The organism is Jatrophihabitans sp., assembly GCF_035474675.1.
Lineage (GTDB): Bacteria > Actinomycetota > Actinomycetes > Mycobacteriales > Jatrophihabitantaceae > Jatrophihabitans_A.
On record NZ_DATINC010000131.1, the window covers coordinates 1 to 16,399 of the forward strand.

General features: G+C 71.7%; 19 protein-coding genes. 11 read left to right on the top strand and 8 right to left on the bottom strand.

From position 1 onward, the window contains the following. From VLJ82_RS15045 to VLJ82_RS15055, 3 genes are all read left to right on the top strand, one after another. Nucleotides 1-156: hypothetical protein (locus tag VLJ82_RS15045; protein ID WP_408664194.1), on the top strand; the 156-nt coding region annotated here is incomplete at its 5' end. Beyond that, nucleotides 153-686 (top strand): 2'-5' RNA ligase family protein, encoded by a 534-nt coding sequence (locus VLJ82_RS15050; protein WP_408664177.1) that lies wholly within the window; start codon nt 153-155, stop codon nt 684-686. The genes VLJ82_RS15045 and VLJ82_RS15050, both read left to right, overlap by 4 nt. Nucleotides 687-743: 57 nt before the next feature. Continuing rightward, nucleotides 744-2,126 carry a pyridoxal phosphate-dependent decarboxylase family protein gene (locus VLJ82_RS15055; RefSeq protein ID WP_408664178.1) on the top strand — a complete coding sequence of 461 codons (1,383 nt, stop codon included), beginning with the start codon at nt 744-746 and terminating at the stop codon, nt 2,124-2,126. A gap of 10 nt (nt 2,127-2,136) precedes the next feature. Here VLJ82_RS15055 and VLJ82_RS15060 read toward each other — a convergent pair whose 3' ends face one another. Beyond that, entirely contained in the window at nt 2,137-2,964 is an 828-nt protein-coding gene (locus VLJ82_RS15060) for a PIG-L family deacetylase (RefSeq protein WP_408664179.1), read from the bottom strand. A 90-nt stretch (nt 2,965-3,054) separates the two neighbouring features. On the opposite strand from VLJ82_RS15060, the gene VLJ82_RS15065 reads away from it, so the two are divergent. Beyond that, nucleotides 3,055-3,885, top strand: coding sequence for a class I SAM-dependent methyltransferase (locus VLJ82_RS15065; protein ID WP_408664180.1), 831 nt, complete (start codon nt 3,055-3,057; stop codon nt 3,883-3,885). 3 nt (nt 3,886-3,888) lie between these two features. On the opposite strand, the gene VLJ82_RS15070 is transcribed toward VLJ82_RS15065, so the two are convergent. Further along, nucleotides 3,889-4,686 (bottom strand): LLM class flavin-dependent oxidoreductase, encoded by a 798-nt coding sequence (locus VLJ82_RS15070; protein WP_408664181.1) that lies wholly within the window; start codon nt 4,684-4,686, stop codon nt 3,889-3,891. A 292-nt stretch (nt 4,687-4,978) separates the two neighbouring features. Between VLJ82_RS15070 and VLJ82_RS15075 the strand changes: the two genes are divergently transcribed. Beyond that, on the top strand, nt 4,979-5,434 hold the full coding sequence (locus VLJ82_RS15075) for an SET domain-containing protein-lysine N-methyltransferase (RefSeq protein ID WP_408664182.1): 456 nt from the start codon (nt 4,979-4,981) through the stop codon (nt 5,432-5,434). A gap of 70 nt (nt 5,435-5,504) precedes the next feature. On the opposite strand, the gene VLJ82_RS15080 is transcribed toward VLJ82_RS15075, so the two are convergent. The 5 genes from VLJ82_RS15080 to VLJ82_RS15100 form a co-directional block, all read right to left on the bottom strand. After that, nucleotides 5,505-6,674, bottom strand: coding sequence for an acyl-CoA dehydrogenase family protein (locus VLJ82_RS15080; protein ID WP_408664183.1), 1,170 nt, complete (start codon nt 6,672-6,674; stop codon nt 5,505-5,507). A 59-nt stretch (nt 6,675-6,733) separates the two neighbouring features. Next, nucleotides 6,734-7,702, bottom strand: a complete 969-nt coding sequence (locus tag VLJ82_RS15085; RefSeq protein WP_408664184.1) for a zinc-binding dehydrogenase — start codon at nt 7,700-7,702, stop codon at nt 6,734-6,736. Between the two features lie 283 nt (nt 7,703-7,985). Next, a complete protein-coding gene (locus VLJ82_RS15090; RefSeq protein ID WP_408664185.1) occupies nt 7,986-8,243 on the bottom strand; it encodes a DUF6295 family protein in 258 nt (85 codons plus the stop codon). 6 nt (nt 8,244-8,249) lie between these two features. Further along, nucleotides 8,250-8,978 carry a dienelactone hydrolase family protein gene (locus VLJ82_RS15095; protein ID WP_408664186.1) on the bottom strand — a complete coding sequence of 243 codons (729 nt, stop codon included), beginning with the start codon at nt 8,976-8,978 and terminating at the stop codon, nt 8,250-8,252. Between the two features lie 227 nt (nt 8,979-9,205). After that, on the bottom strand, nt 9,206-9,967 hold the full coding sequence (locus VLJ82_RS15100) for an enoyl-CoA hydratase-related protein (RefSeq protein ID WP_408664187.1): 762 nt from the start codon (nt 9,965-9,967) through the stop codon (nt 9,206-9,208). A gap of 113 nt (nt 9,968-10,080) precedes the next feature. Between VLJ82_RS15100 and hemW the strand changes: the two genes are divergently transcribed. After that, complete coding sequence (gene hemW / locus VLJ82_RS15105) at nt 10,081-11,307, top strand: radical SAM family heme chaperone HemW (protein WP_408664188.1); 1,227 nt, start codon at nt 10,081-10,083, stop codon at nt 11,305-11,307. A gap of 30 nt (nt 11,308-11,337) precedes the next feature. On the opposite strand, the gene VLJ82_RS15110 is transcribed toward hemW, so the two are convergent. Next, nucleotides 11,338-11,655, bottom strand: a complete 318-nt coding sequence (locus tag VLJ82_RS15110) for a type II toxin-antitoxin system VapB family antitoxin (RefSeq protein WP_408664195.1) — start codon at nt 11,653-11,655, stop codon at nt 11,338-11,340. Nucleotides 11,656-11,867: 212 nt separating this feature from the next. Here VLJ82_RS15110 and hrcA point away from each other — a divergent pair, with 212 nt between their 5' ends. The 5 genes from hrcA to VLJ82_RS15135 form a co-directional block, all read left to right on the top strand. After that, nucleotides 11,868-12,890 (top strand): heat-inducible transcriptional repressor HrcA, encoded by a 1,023-nt coding sequence (gene hrcA, locus VLJ82_RS15115; RefSeq protein ID WP_408664189.1) that lies wholly within the window; start codon nt 11,868-11,870, stop codon nt 12,888-12,890. 152 nt (nt 12,891-13,042) lie between these two features. Beyond that, a complete protein-coding gene (gene dnaJ, locus VLJ82_RS15120; protein WP_408664190.1) occupies nt 13,043-14,182 on the top strand; it encodes a molecular chaperone DnaJ in 1,140 nt (379 codons plus the stop codon). A gap of 29 nt (nt 14,183-14,211) precedes the next feature. Next, a complete protein-coding gene (locus VLJ82_RS15125) occupies nt 14,212-14,943 on the top strand; it encodes a 16S rRNA (uracil(1498)-N(3))-methyltransferase (RefSeq protein ID WP_408664191.1) in 732 nt (243 codons plus the stop codon). 90 nt (nt 14,944-15,033) lie between these two features. Continuing rightward, nucleotides 15,034-15,366 carry an HIT domain-containing protein gene (locus VLJ82_RS15130; RefSeq protein ID WP_408664192.1) on the top strand — a complete coding sequence of 111 codons (333 nt, stop codon included), beginning with the start codon at nt 15,034-15,036 and terminating at the stop codon, nt 15,364-15,366. Between the two features lie 146 nt (nt 15,367-15,512). Then, the coding region (locus VLJ82_RS15135) for a PhoH family protein (protein WP_408664193.1) at nt 15,513-16,399 on the top strand (887 nt) is incomplete at its 3' end.

The following is a 16,399-nucleotide window of genomic DNA, read 5'->3' on the forward strand; positions in this document are numbered from 1 at the left end:
TGCTACGGCGGTGACATCACCCGCAAGCGCAAGCTGCTGGAGAAGCAGAAGGAAGGCAAGAAGCGGATGAAGATGGTCGGCCGGGTGGAGGTGCCGCAGGAGGCCTTCATCGCGGCGCTGTCCACCACCGAGTCGCCGGACAGCGCGCGCAAGTGACCGACTACAGCGGCCTGATCGTGCCGCTGCCGGACCTGGAGCCGGTGGTCGGCGAGTGGCGAGCTTGCTACGACGCCGAGTTCGTCGATACGCCGGCGCACGTCACCGTGCTGTTCCCCTGGATACCGCCGGGCAGCCTCACCGAGGCCGATCTGGACGCGGTCGGGCAGCTGGCCAGGAGTTGGCAGCCGTTCGAGGTGTGCTTCGCGCGATTCGGCGACTTTCAGACCTTTGAGGATGCGGGCGTGCACTATCTCGCGCCGGAGCCGGCCGATCCGTTCCTGGCGCTGACTGATGACGTATGTGCGGTCTGGCCGGAGTACCCGCCGTACGAGGGCGCCTTCGCTGAGGTGGTGCCGCATCTGACAGTGTCCAGCAGTGCCGACGCCGAGCAGGCAGCCGAGCTCCGGGCCGCCGTCGAAGCCCTGCTGCCGGTGCGCACCGTCGCCGCTGAGCTGGTCGTGGTCGAGGTGCTCGACCGCCGCTGCCGGGTGCGCCGGTCATTCCGCCTGGGTGGCCGGAAACGCTGACTCGCTGGCCGAAATCGGCCTGGCAGACCACTTCCGGCGTGCCGTAGCGTCCGCGCCATGACGGCACGGGAACAGGACTACACCGCCGCCCTGGATGCGGCCAGAACATATGCCCGCGAGTGGCTGGCCTCAGTGCCGAGCCGGCCGGTGCCACCTGGGCGTACCGCCGACGAGCTGGCCAAGGCCTTCGGCGAGCAGGTCCCGGACGGCCCGACCGATCCGGCGGTGGTCGTCGACCTGCTGCACGAGGCCGGCCAGGACGGCCTGATGAACATCGCCTGCGGCCGGTTCTTCGGCTGGGTGATGGGCGGCACGCTGCCCGCGGCGCTGGCCGCCGATTGGCTGGTCAGTGCCTGGGACCAGAACGCCGGCCTGCGGTCGGCCACCCCCGGCGTGGTGGCGGCCGAGGAGGCCGCCGCGCGCTGGTTGCTGGACCTGCTGGGCCTGCCCGCCGGCAGCGACGTCGGCTTCGTCACCGGCGGGACGATGGCCAACTTCAGCTGCCTGGCCGCGGGCCGCCAGCAGGTGCTCACCGACGCCGGCTGGGACGTCGACGGCCGCGGCCTGACCGGGGCGCCGCCGGTCACCGTGCTGGTCGGCGCCGAGCGGCACGAGACGATCGACCTGTCGTTGCGCTACCTGGGCCTCGGCGCGCCGACCGAGCTGCCGGTCGACGACCAGGGCCGGCTGCGGGCCGACGTGCTGGCCGGCTACCTCGCCGAGCACCCGGGCACCGGCCCGATGATCGTCTGCCTGCAGGCCGGCAACATCCATTCCGGCGCGTTCGACGAGTTCGCCGGCCTGATCGAGCTGGCCCACTCGCGCGGCGCCTGGGTGCACATCGACGGGGCGTTCGGGCTGTTCGCCGGGGCCAGCCCCACCCACCGGCGGCTGGTGGACGGCTACGCCGCGGCGGACTCCTGGGCCACCGACGCGCACAAGACGCTGAACGTGCCCTACGACTGCGGCATCGCGATCGTCAGCCGGCCGCCGGCGCTGCGCGCCGCGATGAGCATGCGCGCCGACTACCTGGCCCCCGACGCCGTCGGCAACCCGTTCGACCGGGTTCCGGAGCTGTCCCGCCGGGCCCGCGGCGTGCCGGTGTGGGCGGCCCTGCAGTCGCTGGGCCGGACCGGCGTGGCGGAGCTGGTCGACCGGCTGGTGCGCAATGCCCGGGCGCTCGCGGCCGGCATCGCCGCGATCGACGGGGTCGAGGTGCTCAACGACGTGGTGTTCACCCAGGCCTGCTTCGCCATCGGCGACGACGAGCGGACCCGCGCGGTGGAGCGCCAGCTGCTCGCCGACGGCGTCACCTGGATGTCCGGCTCGCGCTGGGCCGGCCGGCAGGTCATCCGGATCTCGGTCAGCAACTGGTCCACCGACGCCTCCGACGTCGCCCGCTCGATCGACGCCGTCCGGCGCGCGGTCGAGGCGGGGTAGCCGCAACCGCTCAGCGCAGGCCGTCGAACAGGTCCTGCTCCGGCAGCGGCGCCCCGGTCCGGTCCTGCACCCGGACGAAGGTCTCCCGGCCCATCAGCTCGGTGAACCGTTCCCGGCCCATCCTGAGGAAGAAGATGTTCTCGCCCTGGCTGGCGTGCGCGGCCAGCGCGTCGTACTTCTGGCCGCCGAACGCGCTGGCGTCCACCCAGGTGGTGATCTCGGAGTCCGGCAGCCCGATCTCCGGCCCCTCCTGACCCTCGGCCGGCTCGTCCCAGTCGGAGCCCAGTTCGCGCATCAGCCTGGCGAACTCCTCGAAGGCCGAGCGCGGCACCGTGGTCCAGTAGACCTTGGCCGGGATGCCGGTCTCGGCGACCGCGGCCATGGTGATCCGGTGCGCCTGGATGTGGTCGGGATGGCCGTAGAAGCCGTTCTCGTCGTAGGTGACCACCACGTCCGGCTGGTAGCGGCGCATCAGCTCGGCGAGCCGGCCGGCGGCCTCGGCCACCGGCGTGCGCCAGAACGAGTCGGGGGCGTCGACGGTCGGCCAGTCCATCATCCCCGAGTCGCCGTAGTCGAGCAGTTCCAGGTGGCTGACGCCCAGCACCTCGCAGCTGCGCTCCAGCTCCTGCCGGCGCAGCTCCACCACCTTGTCCGGGTCGTGGCCCGGGTCGCCGGGCTTGACCCCGTCCGGGCCGTCGCCGCACCGGCCGTCGGTACAGGTGACCAGCACCGTCCGGATGCCCTCGGCCGCGGCCTTGGCCAGCACGCCACCGGTGCCGGTGGCCTCGTCGTCGGGATGGGCGTGCACTGCCATGAGCGTCAGGGGCCGTTCGGTCATGCCAGCAGCTTAAGCGGGGTGCATGCCCCGTTTCCTCGTGACGCTTGCCTCAGCCGAAACCGGCTCGACTCGCCTGCGATGATCGGCCGCATGACCGAGGACTACCGCGCACTGAACCTGGCCAACTGGGACGAGCGGGCGCCGGCGCATGCCGCCTCACCCGGCTACGCGCTGCAACGCTTCCGCGACGACCCGGCCTTCCTGTCCAAGGTGGTGCGTTTCGACCGGCCGCTGCTCGGCGACATCACCGGGCTGCGCGGCCTGCACCTGCAGTGCCACATCGGCACCGACACGCTGTCGTTGCACCGGCTCGGCGCCCGGATGAGCGGGCTGGACTTCTCCGGCGCGGCGCTGGCCGAGGCCCGGGCGCTGGCCTCCTCGGTCGGCGCCGACATCGACTACGTGCAGGCCGACGCCTACTCCGCGGTCGAGCAGTTCGGCGCGCAGCAGTTCGACCTGCTCTACACCGGGGTGGGCGCGCTGTGCTGGCTGCCCGACGTCGCCCGCTGGGGCCGGCTGGTGGCCGACCTGCTGGTCCCCGGCGGTCGGCTGTTTCTCCGGGAGGGGCACCCGGCGCTGTGGGCGATGGACGACCGGCGGGCCGATCACCTGCTGGCCGTGGAGTACCCGTACTTCGAGACCGAGCATCCGGTGGTGTTCGAGGAGGAAGGCACCTACGTGCCGACCGAGGTCGAGTTCGTGCACAACAACAGCGCCAGCTGGAACCACGGCATCGGCGAGATCATCACCGCGGTGCTGGACGCGGGGCTGCGGCTCACCCAGTTCGTCGAGCACCGGTCGGTGCCGTGGGAGGCGCTGCCCGGCGAGATGGTGCGCGGCGAGGACGAGGAGTGGCGGCTGGTCGACCGGCCGGAACGGCTGCCGCTGACCTACACCCTGCAGGCGGTCAAGCCGATCTAGGCGTCAGCCGAGCAGCGGCTGGACCTCGCGGCCGGCGAACCGCGCGAACTCTTCCGGCGGCGGTGCCTGCTCGCCGACCGAGAGCAGCGCGACCGTGGTGGCGCCGGCCTCGACGTAGCGGTTGACCCGGCCGGCGACCTCGGCGGCCGCCGGCCGGTCGGGCACCGTCACGAACACCACCACCTCGAGCGCGGTGTCCGGGCCCGCTGCCCGGCCGGCGTGCACCCGGCGCACCGCCTCGGGCAGCTCTTCGATGCTGGTCTCACCGGTCAGGATCACCCCGTCGCCGACCGCGCCGGCCAGTTCCAGGGTGCGTGGGCCGACCGCGCCCACCAGCACCGGCGGCACGGTGTGCGGCGGCCAGGCCAGGCCGACGTCTGCCAGCGAGACGTAGCGCCCGGACGTCGAGATGGTCTGGCCGTGCAACAGTTCGCGCAATGCGGTGGCGTACTCGCCGAGCAGGGTCATCGGCGAGGACACCCGGGCCCCGACCTGGCCCATCCAGTCCAGCACGCCGTGTCCGACGCCGGGCACCAGCCGGCCGGGGAACAGCCGGGCCAGCGTGGCCAGCTCCATCGCGGTCAGCGCCACGTTGCGCAGCGGGACCGGCAGCAGGCCGATGCCGACCCGCAGCCGCTCGGTCCAGGCCAGCACGGCCGCCGCGGTGGCGATGCCGCTCTCGGCGAAGCAGTCCTCCCACAGCCACAGCTCGGCCAGGCCGGACTCCTCGGCGGCCAGCGCCACCGGCCGCAGCTGTTCCGGCGCGAGGTCGGGCGGGAAGATCACACCCAGGTTCACCATGCCCGCAGTATTGCGCAGTCGCTGCTGTGCGTCAGCCGCGCGTGATCGTCCTTGACGGCTGCCGCTGACCTGCACCCGGCGGTGACCCATCAATAGCGCATGCAATGTCGATCAGCGAATGTGCTATTAATCTTTTACGGTCTCTTAACTGGTGGGGCTGTTATCCGAATTCCGTTCGCGGGCAGGGCGCCCGCATTTCGCCATTCCGGTTCTGCCGGGAACGATTACCCAGTGTGCATGAGCGCCTGTATGATGACTACGCCAGGTTAGTAATTGGTAGGAGGAAGCGGAAATGACAGTCGAAACCCCAGACTTCGCGTTATGGGTTCATCCGGAATACGGGAGAGCGCTCCGCGTGCAACGGCCCATAACACGTGGCTCGGTGGTTTTCCCTTTTCCGAGCGACCTTCCCTCGTTGTCGACCCCCACCATCGGCTCGCTCCAGGTGGGTGTCGATCGGCATATTGACGGGCCGCCGGTATGTTATCTCAACCATTCCTGCGAGCCGAATGTTTTCGCCGACGCCACTGCCTGGGAGGTAGTCGCGATCAGGGACATCCAGCCCGGCGAGGATTTGCAGATGTTCTATCCCGCGAATGAATGGCACGTGGCGGTGCCGTTCGAATGCGCCTGTGGCACGGCGAGTTGCCTGGGATTGATTACCGGCGCGCGGGAAATGGACCAGCAGGTTCTCGACCGTTACCGGGTGAACGAGCACATCACAATACTTCGCGACCGCGGCAATTAGCACGGTGCGACCCTGAAGCAGGGCCTGGGCAGCCGGTCGAAGGCGCTCTATGCAAGGCCGCCCGGCGTGCTCAGCCCAGCACGCCGCGCACGCTGGCGTGGCCCTTGAGCAGGTTGCGGGCGATCGTCCGGCGCTGGATCTCGTCGGTGCCCTCGTAGATCCGCAGCAGCCGAAGCTCCCGGTACCACCGCTCGATCGGCAGTTCGCGGGTGTAGCCCATGCCGCCGTGCACCTGCAGCATCCGGTCCACGATCTCGTTCGCCTTGACCCCGCCGAAGAGTTTGGCCATCGACTGGGCGTGCCGGGAGTCCAGGCCGGCATCCACCTGCCAGGCGGCCGAGAGCACCAGCCAGCGCAGCGCCTCCAGCTCCACCGCCGAGTCGGCGATCATCCACTGGATGGCCTGCCGGTCGGCGATCGGCTGGCCGAAGGTGACCCGGTTGCGGGCGTGCTCCATGGCCATCTCGATGAGCCGCTCGCAGGCGCCGACCGCACGGGCCGGCAGCAGGTAGCGGCCCCGGCCGATCCACTGCATCGCCAGGGCGAAACCCTGTCCCAGCTCGCCAAGGATGTTGCGCTCGGGCACCCGCACCTCGTCGAAGACCAGCGCGGCCGGGCCCCATTCGCCCATGGTGTCGATGTATTCGGACTTCCAGCCGGCGCTGCGGTCGGCCAGGAAGCAGGTCACCCCGCCGTTGACGCCCTTGTCGGGGTCGGTGATCGCGAACACCATGGTGAAGTCGGCCTCGTTGCCGCCGGTGATGAAGGTCTTCTCACCGTTGATCACCCAGTCCGAGCCGTCCTTGCGGGCGGTGGTGCGGATCGCGGTCAGGTCGGAGCCGGCACCCGGTTCGGTGATCGCGAAACAGGAGGTCCGCTCGCCGGCGATGGTCGGCAGCAGGTACTCGTCCCGCTGCGAGTCGTTGGCGTGGAAGAGGATGTTGTCGGCCGCGCCGCCGAACCGGAACGGCACGAACGAGCGGCCGAGCTCGGCCTCGATCAGCGCGGCCAGCACCGCGGACAGGTTCATCCCGCCGTACTCCTCCGGCGTCTGGATGCCCCAGAAGCCGAACCGGCGCGCCTTGTCCTGCAGTTCTGCCAGCTCGTCGGCGGGAATGCCGGGCTGGTGGGCACGCTCCCGGCGCAGCACCTCCGGCTCCAGCGGCAGGATCTCGCGCCGGACGAAGGTGCGGACCCAGTCCCGGGTCTCGATCTCCTCGGTGCTCAGCGACAGGTCCATGCCGGCTCTCCTCCGGTCGAACGGGTTCTGGCGTTTCGAATCTAACGCCGGGAGCCCGCTCAGGGCTCGATCACGATCTTTCCCACCAGGTCGCCGGCCTGCATCGCGGCGAGCCCCTCGGCCACCTGCTCCAGCGGCAGCGTCCGGTCGATCCGCGGCCGCAGCCCGGTCACCCGCAGGAACGAGATCAGCTCGCCCAGCTCGGCCCGGGTGCCCATGGTGGAGCCGATCACCTGTAGCTGTAGGAAGAAGATCCGGTTCAGCTCGGCCGGCGGCATGGCACCTGAGGTGGCGCCGGAGATCACGATCCGGCCGCCCGGCCGCAGCGACTTCACCGAGTGCGACCAGGTGGCCGCCCCCACCGTCTCCAGTACCGCGTCCACCCGCTCGGGCAGCCGGGCGCCGGAGGGGTAGGCCTGGTGCGCGCCCAGCTCCAGCGCGGTGGCCTGCTTGGCCTCGGTGCGCGCGGTGGCCCAGACCCGCAGCCCGGCCGCCCGGGCCAGCCCGATGCAGGCCGAGGCGACGCCGCCGGTGGCGCCCTGCACCAGCACCGTCTGGCCCGGCCGCAGGCCCGAGTTGACGAACAGCATCCGGTACGCGGTGAGCCACGCGGTGGGCAGGCAGGCCGCCTCGGCGAAGGAGAGCTCGGCGGGTTTGGGCAGCAGGTTGCGGGTGGGCACCGTGACGAGCTCGGCCAGCGCGCCCTGGTGCTTCTCGCTCAACAGCGAGCGGCCCGGGTCCAGGGTCTCGTCGCCGGTCCAGTCCTCGGCGCTGATCACCGAGTGCACCACCACCTCTTGGCCGGTGGCGGTGTCGATGCCGGCCGCGTCGCCGCCCAGGATCATCGGCAGCTGGGACTCCTTGATGCCCACTCCGCGCAGCGTCCACAGGTCGTGGTGGTTGAGGCTGGCGGCCTTCACCCGCACCGTGGTCCAGCCCGGCTTCGGCTCGGGCTCGGGACGTTCGCCGAGCACCAGCCCGTCCAGCGGGGCGTCCGGGTTCAGGGCACTGGCGTAGGCAGCTCGCATGGCCCGACCCTAGCCGCGCCCCTCCGCACCGCCGCGTCGGCACCGGGCCCGCCCGCTTGCCGACCCGAACCGACCGCTCCCAACTCGAACACTGCTCTCCGGCCGGTCTCCGGCCGACTGTCATAAAGATCGACCGCCCGGACGATCGATTCTTATGACAAATCGCTGCGGCGAGCGGCAAAGCGGCGTGTGGAATACCGAGCCGTCACCTGGACGATCGATCCTTATGACAAATCGCTGCGGCGAGCGGCAAAGCGACGGGGGAGCTGGGTCGAAGGCGGCCTCAGAGCAGCTCGGCGGGCACCCGGCTCAGCGCCCGCTCGATGGTGGCCACCAGCTCCCGGGCCGAGGCTGCGGTGAGCTCGACCGCGATCCGTTCGCCCGGTGCCCCGGCACCGGTCAGGTCGATGTTGAGGGTGTGCTCGGCCTGGGCGTGCACCGGATGGTCGTAGTACACGCATGCCTCGGTCAGCGCGATCCAGCCGGAACGGGCCTTGCCGCTGCCGGTGATCGCGGCGTGCTCGGTGTTGTAGGTGCACATCGCGGATCAGCCGATCGTCCGGGCGAAGAAGTCGGCGATCCTGGCGTAGCCGTCCACCGCCTGCTGCTGCCGGTAGCTCGGCCGGTCGGTGGCGAAGAAGCCGTGCCCGGCGCCGTCGTAGGAATGGAACTCGTGCGCCACGCCGTGCTCGGTGAGCAGCCGGTCCAGGGTGGCGACGTCCTCGGGCGAGGGACGCGAGTCCTCGACGCCGAACATGCCCAGCACCGGGCAGCTGAGGTTGGCCAGCTGGTCCTCCAGGCCGGTTACCGGGAGCGGGTAGTCCGCCGGCGGGGTGCCGGTCACGAACGCGCCGTAGCAGTCCACCACCCCCTGGAGCTGAAGGTTGCAGCCGGCCAGCACCGCCTGCCGGCCACCCGAGCAGTGCCCGATCACGGCCACCTTGCCGTTGCTGGTCGGCAGCCGGCGCAGGTGGTCGGCTGCGCCGCCGACGTCGCCGACCAGCCGCTGGTCCGGCACCCCGCCGCGCTTGCGGGCCAGCGCGGCGGCGTCGTCCGGGTCGGCGCCGGGCGCCTCCCGGGAGTACAGGTTGGGCAGCAGCGCGAGGTAGCCGTCGGCGGCGAAGCGGCGGGCCACCTCCTTGCTCCAGCGGTCGTAGCCGGGCATGTGGTGGATCAGCACCACCGCGCCGTACGGCCCGGCACCGGCCGGGGCCGCGAAGTAGGCCTCGATCTCGTCCCCGCCCGCGCCGGCGATCGAGATGGTTCCGGCGGTCATCGCGTCATCCTGCATAGCTACTCCGTCTGCTCCTTCAGCTGCTCGCCCGAGCTGCCCTCTAGGCTGGTGGGCGTGCCACCACCCCGGACGTCCTGGCGTCGGCGTCCGTTACTGGTCCTGATCATTCTTCTCCTGCTGCTGGTGATCGGGTACGCGGTCCGCGCGTTCGACGGCGACAGCCGCTCCGGTTCCCGGCCGGCCGGCCCGCACGTTCCCAGCGGCACCGCTCAGTCGACCGCCCAGCTCGGCGGCCGCTTGGCGGCGAAGGCGGCGATCCCTTCCTGCGCCTGCTCGCTGGCGAAGTAGCGGGCCGACAGCTCGCTCATCCGTGCGAAGTCCTCGGCCATCGACACCCCGGTCCGGTCCCGGCGCAGCAGCTGCTTGACCCCGGCCAGCGCCGCCGGCTCGCACAGCCGCAGCATCGCGGTGTAGCGGGCCACTTCGGTCGCCACATCGGAGGTGACGCTGCTGAGCAGGCCGATCTCGCGGGCCCGGAACGCTGAGAAGGTCTCGCCGGTGAGGAACAGCTCCAGCGCCGGACGGGGCGCCAGCCGGGGCAGCAGCGGCACCGAGATCACCGCCGGCACCAGGCCGAGCCGGACCTCGGTGAAGGCGAAGTCGGCCTCCTCGGCGGCCACTGCGATGTCGCAGGCCGCGATCAGGCCGATGCCGCCGGCCCGGGCCTTGCCGGCCACCTCGGCGATCACCGGCTTGTCGTACTCCCACAGCCGCTGCAGCAGCGCCGGGAACGCCACGATCGGCTGGTCTTCGGCGGCCACCCCCGCCACCGTGGTCAGGTCCATGCCGGAGGAGAACACCGGGCCGGTGTGGGCCAGCACCACGCTGCGCACCGCCGGGTCGGCGGCCGCGTCGTCCAGCCGGCGGCGCAGCAGGCCGAGCAGCTCGGCCGACAGCGCGTTGCGCCGCTGCGGGGCATCCAGCGTGATCCGGGCGACGGACTCGGCAACCTCGTACCGCACGGTGCTCACAGGGCTCTCGACACTCCTTCGGTGGCCGCCGGGCCGGCGTGGAAATGGCGGCTTGGCGCACCCACCGGCGGGTCGGGTGCAGCCGCACGCTGCAGGCATTCAACACTTAGGTCATGCCCTCCGCACTGCCGCACGGCGATCCGGCGCCGCCGAGCGGGCGCCTGACCGAGACCGCGCTCTCCAGCCTGCCCGCGCAGCCGCTCGGCTTCTACGTGCACGTGCCGTTCTGTGCCAGCCGGTGCGGCTACTGCGACTTCAACACCTACACCGCCCAGGAGCTGGGGCCCGGGGTCAGCCAGGGCTCCTACGCCGACACCGTGCTGGCCGAGATCCGGCTGGCCCGCGAGGTGCTGCCGGCCAGTGCCCCGCCGGTGTCGACGGTGTTCTTCGGCGGCGGCACGCCCACCCTGCTGCCGGCCGAGCACCTGGGCCTGATCCTGGCCGAGATCGGCACCGAGTTCGGGCTGGCGCCGGATGCCGAGATCACCACCGAGGCCAATCCGGAATCGGTCACTCCGGCCTACCTGGCCAAGCTCCGGGCCGCCGGCTTCACCCGGCTCTCGCTCGGCATGCAGTCCACGGCCAGCCACGTGCTGGCGGTGCTGGAACGCCGGCACCGGCCGTGGCGGCCGGTCCAGGCGGTGGCCGAGGCCCGGGAGGCCGGCTTCTCCCACGTCAACCTCGACCTGATCTACGGCACCCCGGGCGAGACCGACGCCGACTGGCAGGCCTCGCTGGACGCGGCGATCGGCTCGGGCGCCGACCACGTCAGCGCCTACGCCCTGATCGTCGAGGACGGCACCCCGCTGGCCCGCAAGGTGGCCTCCGGGGCGGTGCCGGCCCCCGACGACGACGTGCTGGCCGACCGCTACCTGCAGGCCGACGACGCGCTGGCCGCGGCCGGCTTCTCCTGGTACGAGGTGTCGAACTGGGCCCGCACGCCGCAGGCCCGGTCCCGGCACAACCGGCTGTACTGGTCCGGGGCGAACTGGTGGGGAGCCGGCCCGGGCGCGCACAGCCACATCGGCGGCACCCGGTGGTGGAACGTCAAGCACCCCAGCCGCTACGCCGCGGCGCTGGACGCCGGCCGGAGCCCGGCAGCCGGCCGGGAGACGCTGGCTGACCGGGACCGGCTGACCGAGCGGTTGCTGCTCGAGGTGCGGATGGTCGAGGGCCTGGACCTGACCGGCCTGCCGCCGGCGGCCACCCGGCAGGCCGAGCAGTGCCTGAGCTGGGGGCTGGCCGAGCGGGAGCCGCTGGCCCGCGGCCGGCTGGTGCTCACCCAGCGCGGCCGGCTGCTGGCCGACGCCGTGGTGCGCGACCTGCTCGACGCGGTCTGACCCTTCAGAGCCAGCCCCCGACCAGGGAGGTCAGGCCTGCTTGCGGGGCCGCAGCTCGTCCAGGTCGAGCACCCGGACGTGCAGGGTGTGCCGCTGCTGCAGCGCCGCGCGGACCGCCCGGTGCAGGCCGTCCTCGAGGTAGAGCTCGCCGTCCCACTGCACGGCATGCGGGAACAGGTCGCCGTAGAAGGTGGAGTCCTCGTCCAGCAGCTTGTCCAGCGCCAGCTCGCGCTTGGTGGTGGTCAGCTCGTTCAGGCGCACCGGCCGGGGCGCGACATTGGCCCAGTCGCGGGCGGACAGCTTGTGGTCCGGATAGGGCTTGGAGTCCCGCACCGCCTTGAAGATCACGTCCTGCGCACCTTCCGCCTCGCGCCCGTCGCGCCCGGTCAGCACCGTCCTGGAGCACCCTAACCGGTGACCCGGCAGCCGGCTGGGCCGCGCGGGGAAAGTGCGCAGGTTCGCTGCCGCCGGGTGCTGATCGTCACCACTAAACTGAGGACAGCGGACGACGGCGCGAACGCCGGGGAAACAGTCGGAGAAATGGTGGGGAGGACGGCGAGGTGAACGTGGAGGATCGCAAGCTGGAGGTGCTGCGCGCGATCGTCGAGGACTTCATCGCCACCAACGAGCCGGTCGGCAGCAAGGCCATCGTGGAACGGCACAACCTGGGCGTGTCGCCGGCCACCATCCGCAACGACATGGCGGCCCTGGAGGACGAGGGGCTGATCCACCAGCCGCACACCTCGGCCGGCCGGGTGCCGACCGACGCCGGGTACCGGCTGTTCGTCGACCGGCTGACTTCGCTCAAGCCGCTGTCGGCGGCTGAGCGGCGGGCCATCGAGAAGTTCCTGGACACCGCCGTCGACCTGGACGGGGTGCTGCAGAACGCGGTCCGGGCGCTGGCCCAGCTGACCCGCAACGTGGCCGTGGTGCAGTACCCGACGCTGTCGCGCTCCCGGGTCCGGCACATGGAGACGGTGCTGCTCAGCCCGTCCCGGCTGATGCTGGTGCTGATCACCGACACCGGACGGGTGGAGCAGCGGGTGGTCGAGCTGCCCAGCCCCGTCCAGTCCGACGACATCGCCGACCTGCGCACCACCCTCAACGGCCGGCTGCGCGACCAGCGGCTGGCCGACGCGCCGACCATCGTGGCGGAGCTGCCGGGCACCGTGCCGGGCCACCTGCGCAGCCTGGTGAACATCCTCTCGGCGGTGCTGCTGGAGGCCCTGGTCGAGCACCCGTCCGAGCGGGTGGTGCTGGCGGGCTCGGCCAACCTGACCGAGCGTTCGCTGGACTTCCCGGCGATCCGGCCGGTGCTGGAGGCGCTGGAGGAGCAGGTGGTGCTGCTGCGGTTGCTGGACCAGCAGTCCAGCACGTCCGGCCAGGTGCTGGTGCGGATCGGCAACGAGAACCTGCACGAGGGCCTGCAGACAGCCTCGGTGGTGTCGGCCGGCTACGGCCCCACCGGCATGTCGCTGGGCGGCGTCGGGGTGCTCGGGCCGCGCCGGATGGACTACGGCCACATCATGGCCCGGGTGGCCGCGGTGGCCCGCTACGTCGGCGACCTGCTGGCCGAGGGCTGACCGCTTTCCCAGGGGCGACGCCGGCCGACCGCCGACGCGGGTTCCGGCAGCGCTCGGGGGAGGAAGCGTCGGTTCCTTTCCGTACACTCGTCTGAGCAGTTGGCACTCAGGGTTGCTGAGTGCCAGTCACAGAACTCGAGGTGAATGCACCGGTGGCAGGTACCGTCCGGAATTACTACGGGGTGCTCAACGTCCGGCCCGACGCGACGCCGGAGGAGATCAAGCGCGCCTACCGCAAGCTCGCCCGCGAGCTGCATCCAGACGTCAACCCCGACCCGGACGCGCAGAACCGGTTCAAAGAGGTGACCACCGCCTACGAGGTGCTCTCCGACCCCGAGAAGCGGCGGATCGTCGACCTGGGCGGCGACCCGCTGGCACCGGCCGGCGGTGCTGGCGGCAACCCGTTCGGGGCCGGTTTCGGCGGCTTCGGCGACATCTTCGAGACCTTCTTCGGCGGCGCGGCCGGCGCCACCCGGGGCCCGCGCAGCCGGGTGCGGCAGGGCGCGGACGCGCTGCTGCGGATCGAGCTGAGCATGGCCGAGATGGCCTTCGGCGTGCAGAAGGACATCGCGGTCGAGACGGCCGTGCTGTGCCAGACCTGCTCCGGGGACGGCTGCGCGCCGGGCACCCGGCCGCGGACCTGCGACACCTGCGCCGGCCGGGGCGAGGTGTCCACCATGCAGCGCTCGCTGCTCGGGCCGGTGATGACCACCCGGCAGTGCCCGGCCTGCGGCGGCACCGGCCAGCAGATCCCGTCGCCGTGCCCGAATTGCGCCAGCGAGGGCCGGGTGCGGGCCCGCCGGACCATCGCCGTGGACGTGCCGGGCGGCATCGAGGACGGCATGCGCATCCGGATGACCGGCCAGGGCGAGGTCGGCCCCGGCGGCGGGCCGCCCGGAGACCTCTACATCGAGGTCACCGAGCAGCCGCACGAGACCTTCACCCGCGAGGGTTCGGACCTGCACTGCACGGTGGCGGTGCCGATGACCGCCGCGGCGCTGGGCACCGAGCTCAGCCTGCCGGGCCTGGACGCCGAGGAGCGGGTCGAGATCCGGCCGGGAACCCAGTCCGGGTCGGTGATCACCCTGCGCGGCCGGGGCGTGCCGCGGTTGCGCAGCGCCACCCGTGGCGACCTGCACGTGCATGTCGAGGTGCGCACCCCGACCCGGCTGGACGAGACCCAGGAGAAGCTGCTGCGCGAGCTCGCCGAGCTGCGCAACGAGGACATCAGCCTGAGCGGCAACCGGGGCGGCCTGTTCTCCAAGGTGCGCGACGCCTTCGGCACCCGCTGAGCAGACCGCGTGCCCGTGACGGATCTCCGGTGACGCCGCCGCTGTTCCTGGTGCCCGACCTGGGCAGCGGCGACACCCTGCTGCTGACCGGCGCCGAGGCCCACCATGCGGCCACCGTGACCCGGCTGACAGTGGGCGAGCAGGTGCTGCTCTCCGACGGCCGGGGCGGCCTGGCCGAGGCCCGCGCCAGCCAGGTGAGCCCGGACCGGGTGGTCTTCGACGTGCTCTCACGCCGGGTGACCGAGCGGCCCCGGCCCTGGCTGGTGGTGGTGCAGGCGTTACCCAAGGGGGATCGGGGCGAGCTTGCGGTGGAGCTGCTCACCGAGCTGGGCGCGGACGAGATCGTGCCGTGGGCAGCGGCCCGCTCGATCGGCCAGTGGAAGGGCGACCGGGTGGCCAAGGGAGTGGCCAAGTGGCAGCGCACCGCCCAGGCGGCGGCCAAGCAGAGCCGGCGGTCCCGGATTCCGGTGGTGGCGGGGTTGGCCGGCACCGAGCAGGTGGCCGGCCGGATCGGCGCGGCGAGTGCTGCGTTGCTGCTGGATTCCGACGCCGACCAGCCGCTGGGCCGGCTGCAGCTGCCGGCCGACGGCGAGCTGGTGCTGGTGGTCGGCCCGGAGGGCGGCCTGACGCCGGCCGAGCTGGAGCTGTTCGGCCGGTGCGGTGCCCGGCCGGTCCGGCTGGGTGCGGAGGTGCTGCGTACCTCGACGGCCGGCGCGGCGGCGCTCGCCGTGCTGTCGGTGGGCCTGGGCCGGTGGAGCTGAGCCGGCCGGGCGGAGCCGGCCGGGTGGAGCTGGGCCGGTCGGGCGGAGCTGAGCCGGACGCCGTTGCCAGCTCACGCTAGCGTCTGGGTCATGGATTGCCTGTTCTGCAAGATCGTCGCCGGCGAGATCCCGGCTGCCGTGCTGGCCCAGGACACCGGCTGGCTGGCCTTCGAAGACATCGATCCCAAGGCTCCGGTGCACGTGCTGGTGGTGCCGAAGCGGCACCTGGCCGACGTCGGCGAGCTGGGCTCGGATCCGCAGGCCGCGGCCGCGGTGCTGGCCGGGGTCGGCGCGGTGGCCCGCCAGCTGGGCCTGACCGCCTACCGGACGGTGTTCAACACCGGCGCCGAGGCCGGTCAGTCGGTCTTCCACGCCCATGCCCACGTGCTCAGCGGCCGCAACCTGACCTGGCCGCCGGGCTGAGGCCCGGAACCGCCGACCGGGCCCTGTCCCGCGCCACGACGGAATGGATCGCGCACAAGTCCGGTTTGGTTATGGCAACCGGCGGGTAAACTGGTAGCCGACCATCGCCCGCGTCCACCGGATGACAGAAAGCAGCGCAGAAGCACTTGTCGGAACCGACACCAGCACGGCCACGCCAACGCGTCCAAACCCCGTTCGTGGTGCCTGGGAAGCTGCCGATGGTGGCCCTGCTCGGGCCGCGCGACGAGCTGTTGAAGCTCATGGAAGCGCGACTGGACTCCGAGATCCACGTGCGCGGCAACGAGATCACCGTCACCGGTGAGCCCGGTGACAACGCCCTGGCCATCCGGCTTTTCGAGGAGTTGGTTGCACTCATGCAGTCCGGACACGACCTGACCCCGGACTCGGTCGGGCGCACCCTTTCCATCCTGCAGGCCGACACCGAGCAGCGGCCGGCCGAGGTGCTCAGCCTGAACATCCTGTCCCGGCGGGGCAAGAACATCCGGCCCAAGACCGTCAACCAGAAGCGCTACGTCGACGCCATCGACGAGCACACCATCGTGTTCGGCATCGGCCCGGCCGGTACTGGCAAGACCTACCTGGCGGTGGCCAAGGCGGTCCAGGCGCTGCAGGCCAAGCGGGTCAACCGGATCATCCTGACCCGGCCGGCGGTCGAGGCCGGCGAGCGGCTGGGCTTCCTGCCGGGCACCCTCAACGACAAGATCGACCCGTACCTGCGGCCGCTGATGGACGCCCTGCACGACATGCTCGACCCCGAGTCGGTGCCCCGGCTGCTGCAGGCCGGCACCATCGAGGTGGCGCCGCTGGCCTACATGCGCGGGCGCACCCTCAACGATGCCTTCGTCATCCTGGACGAGGCGCAGAACACCACGCCGGAGCAGATGAAGATGTTCCTGACCCGGCTCGGTTTCGGCTCCAAGATCGTGGTCACCGGCGACATCACCCAGGTGGACCTGCCCAACGGCAGCAAGTCCGGGCTGCGGGTGGTCCGCGACATCCTCTCCGACATCGA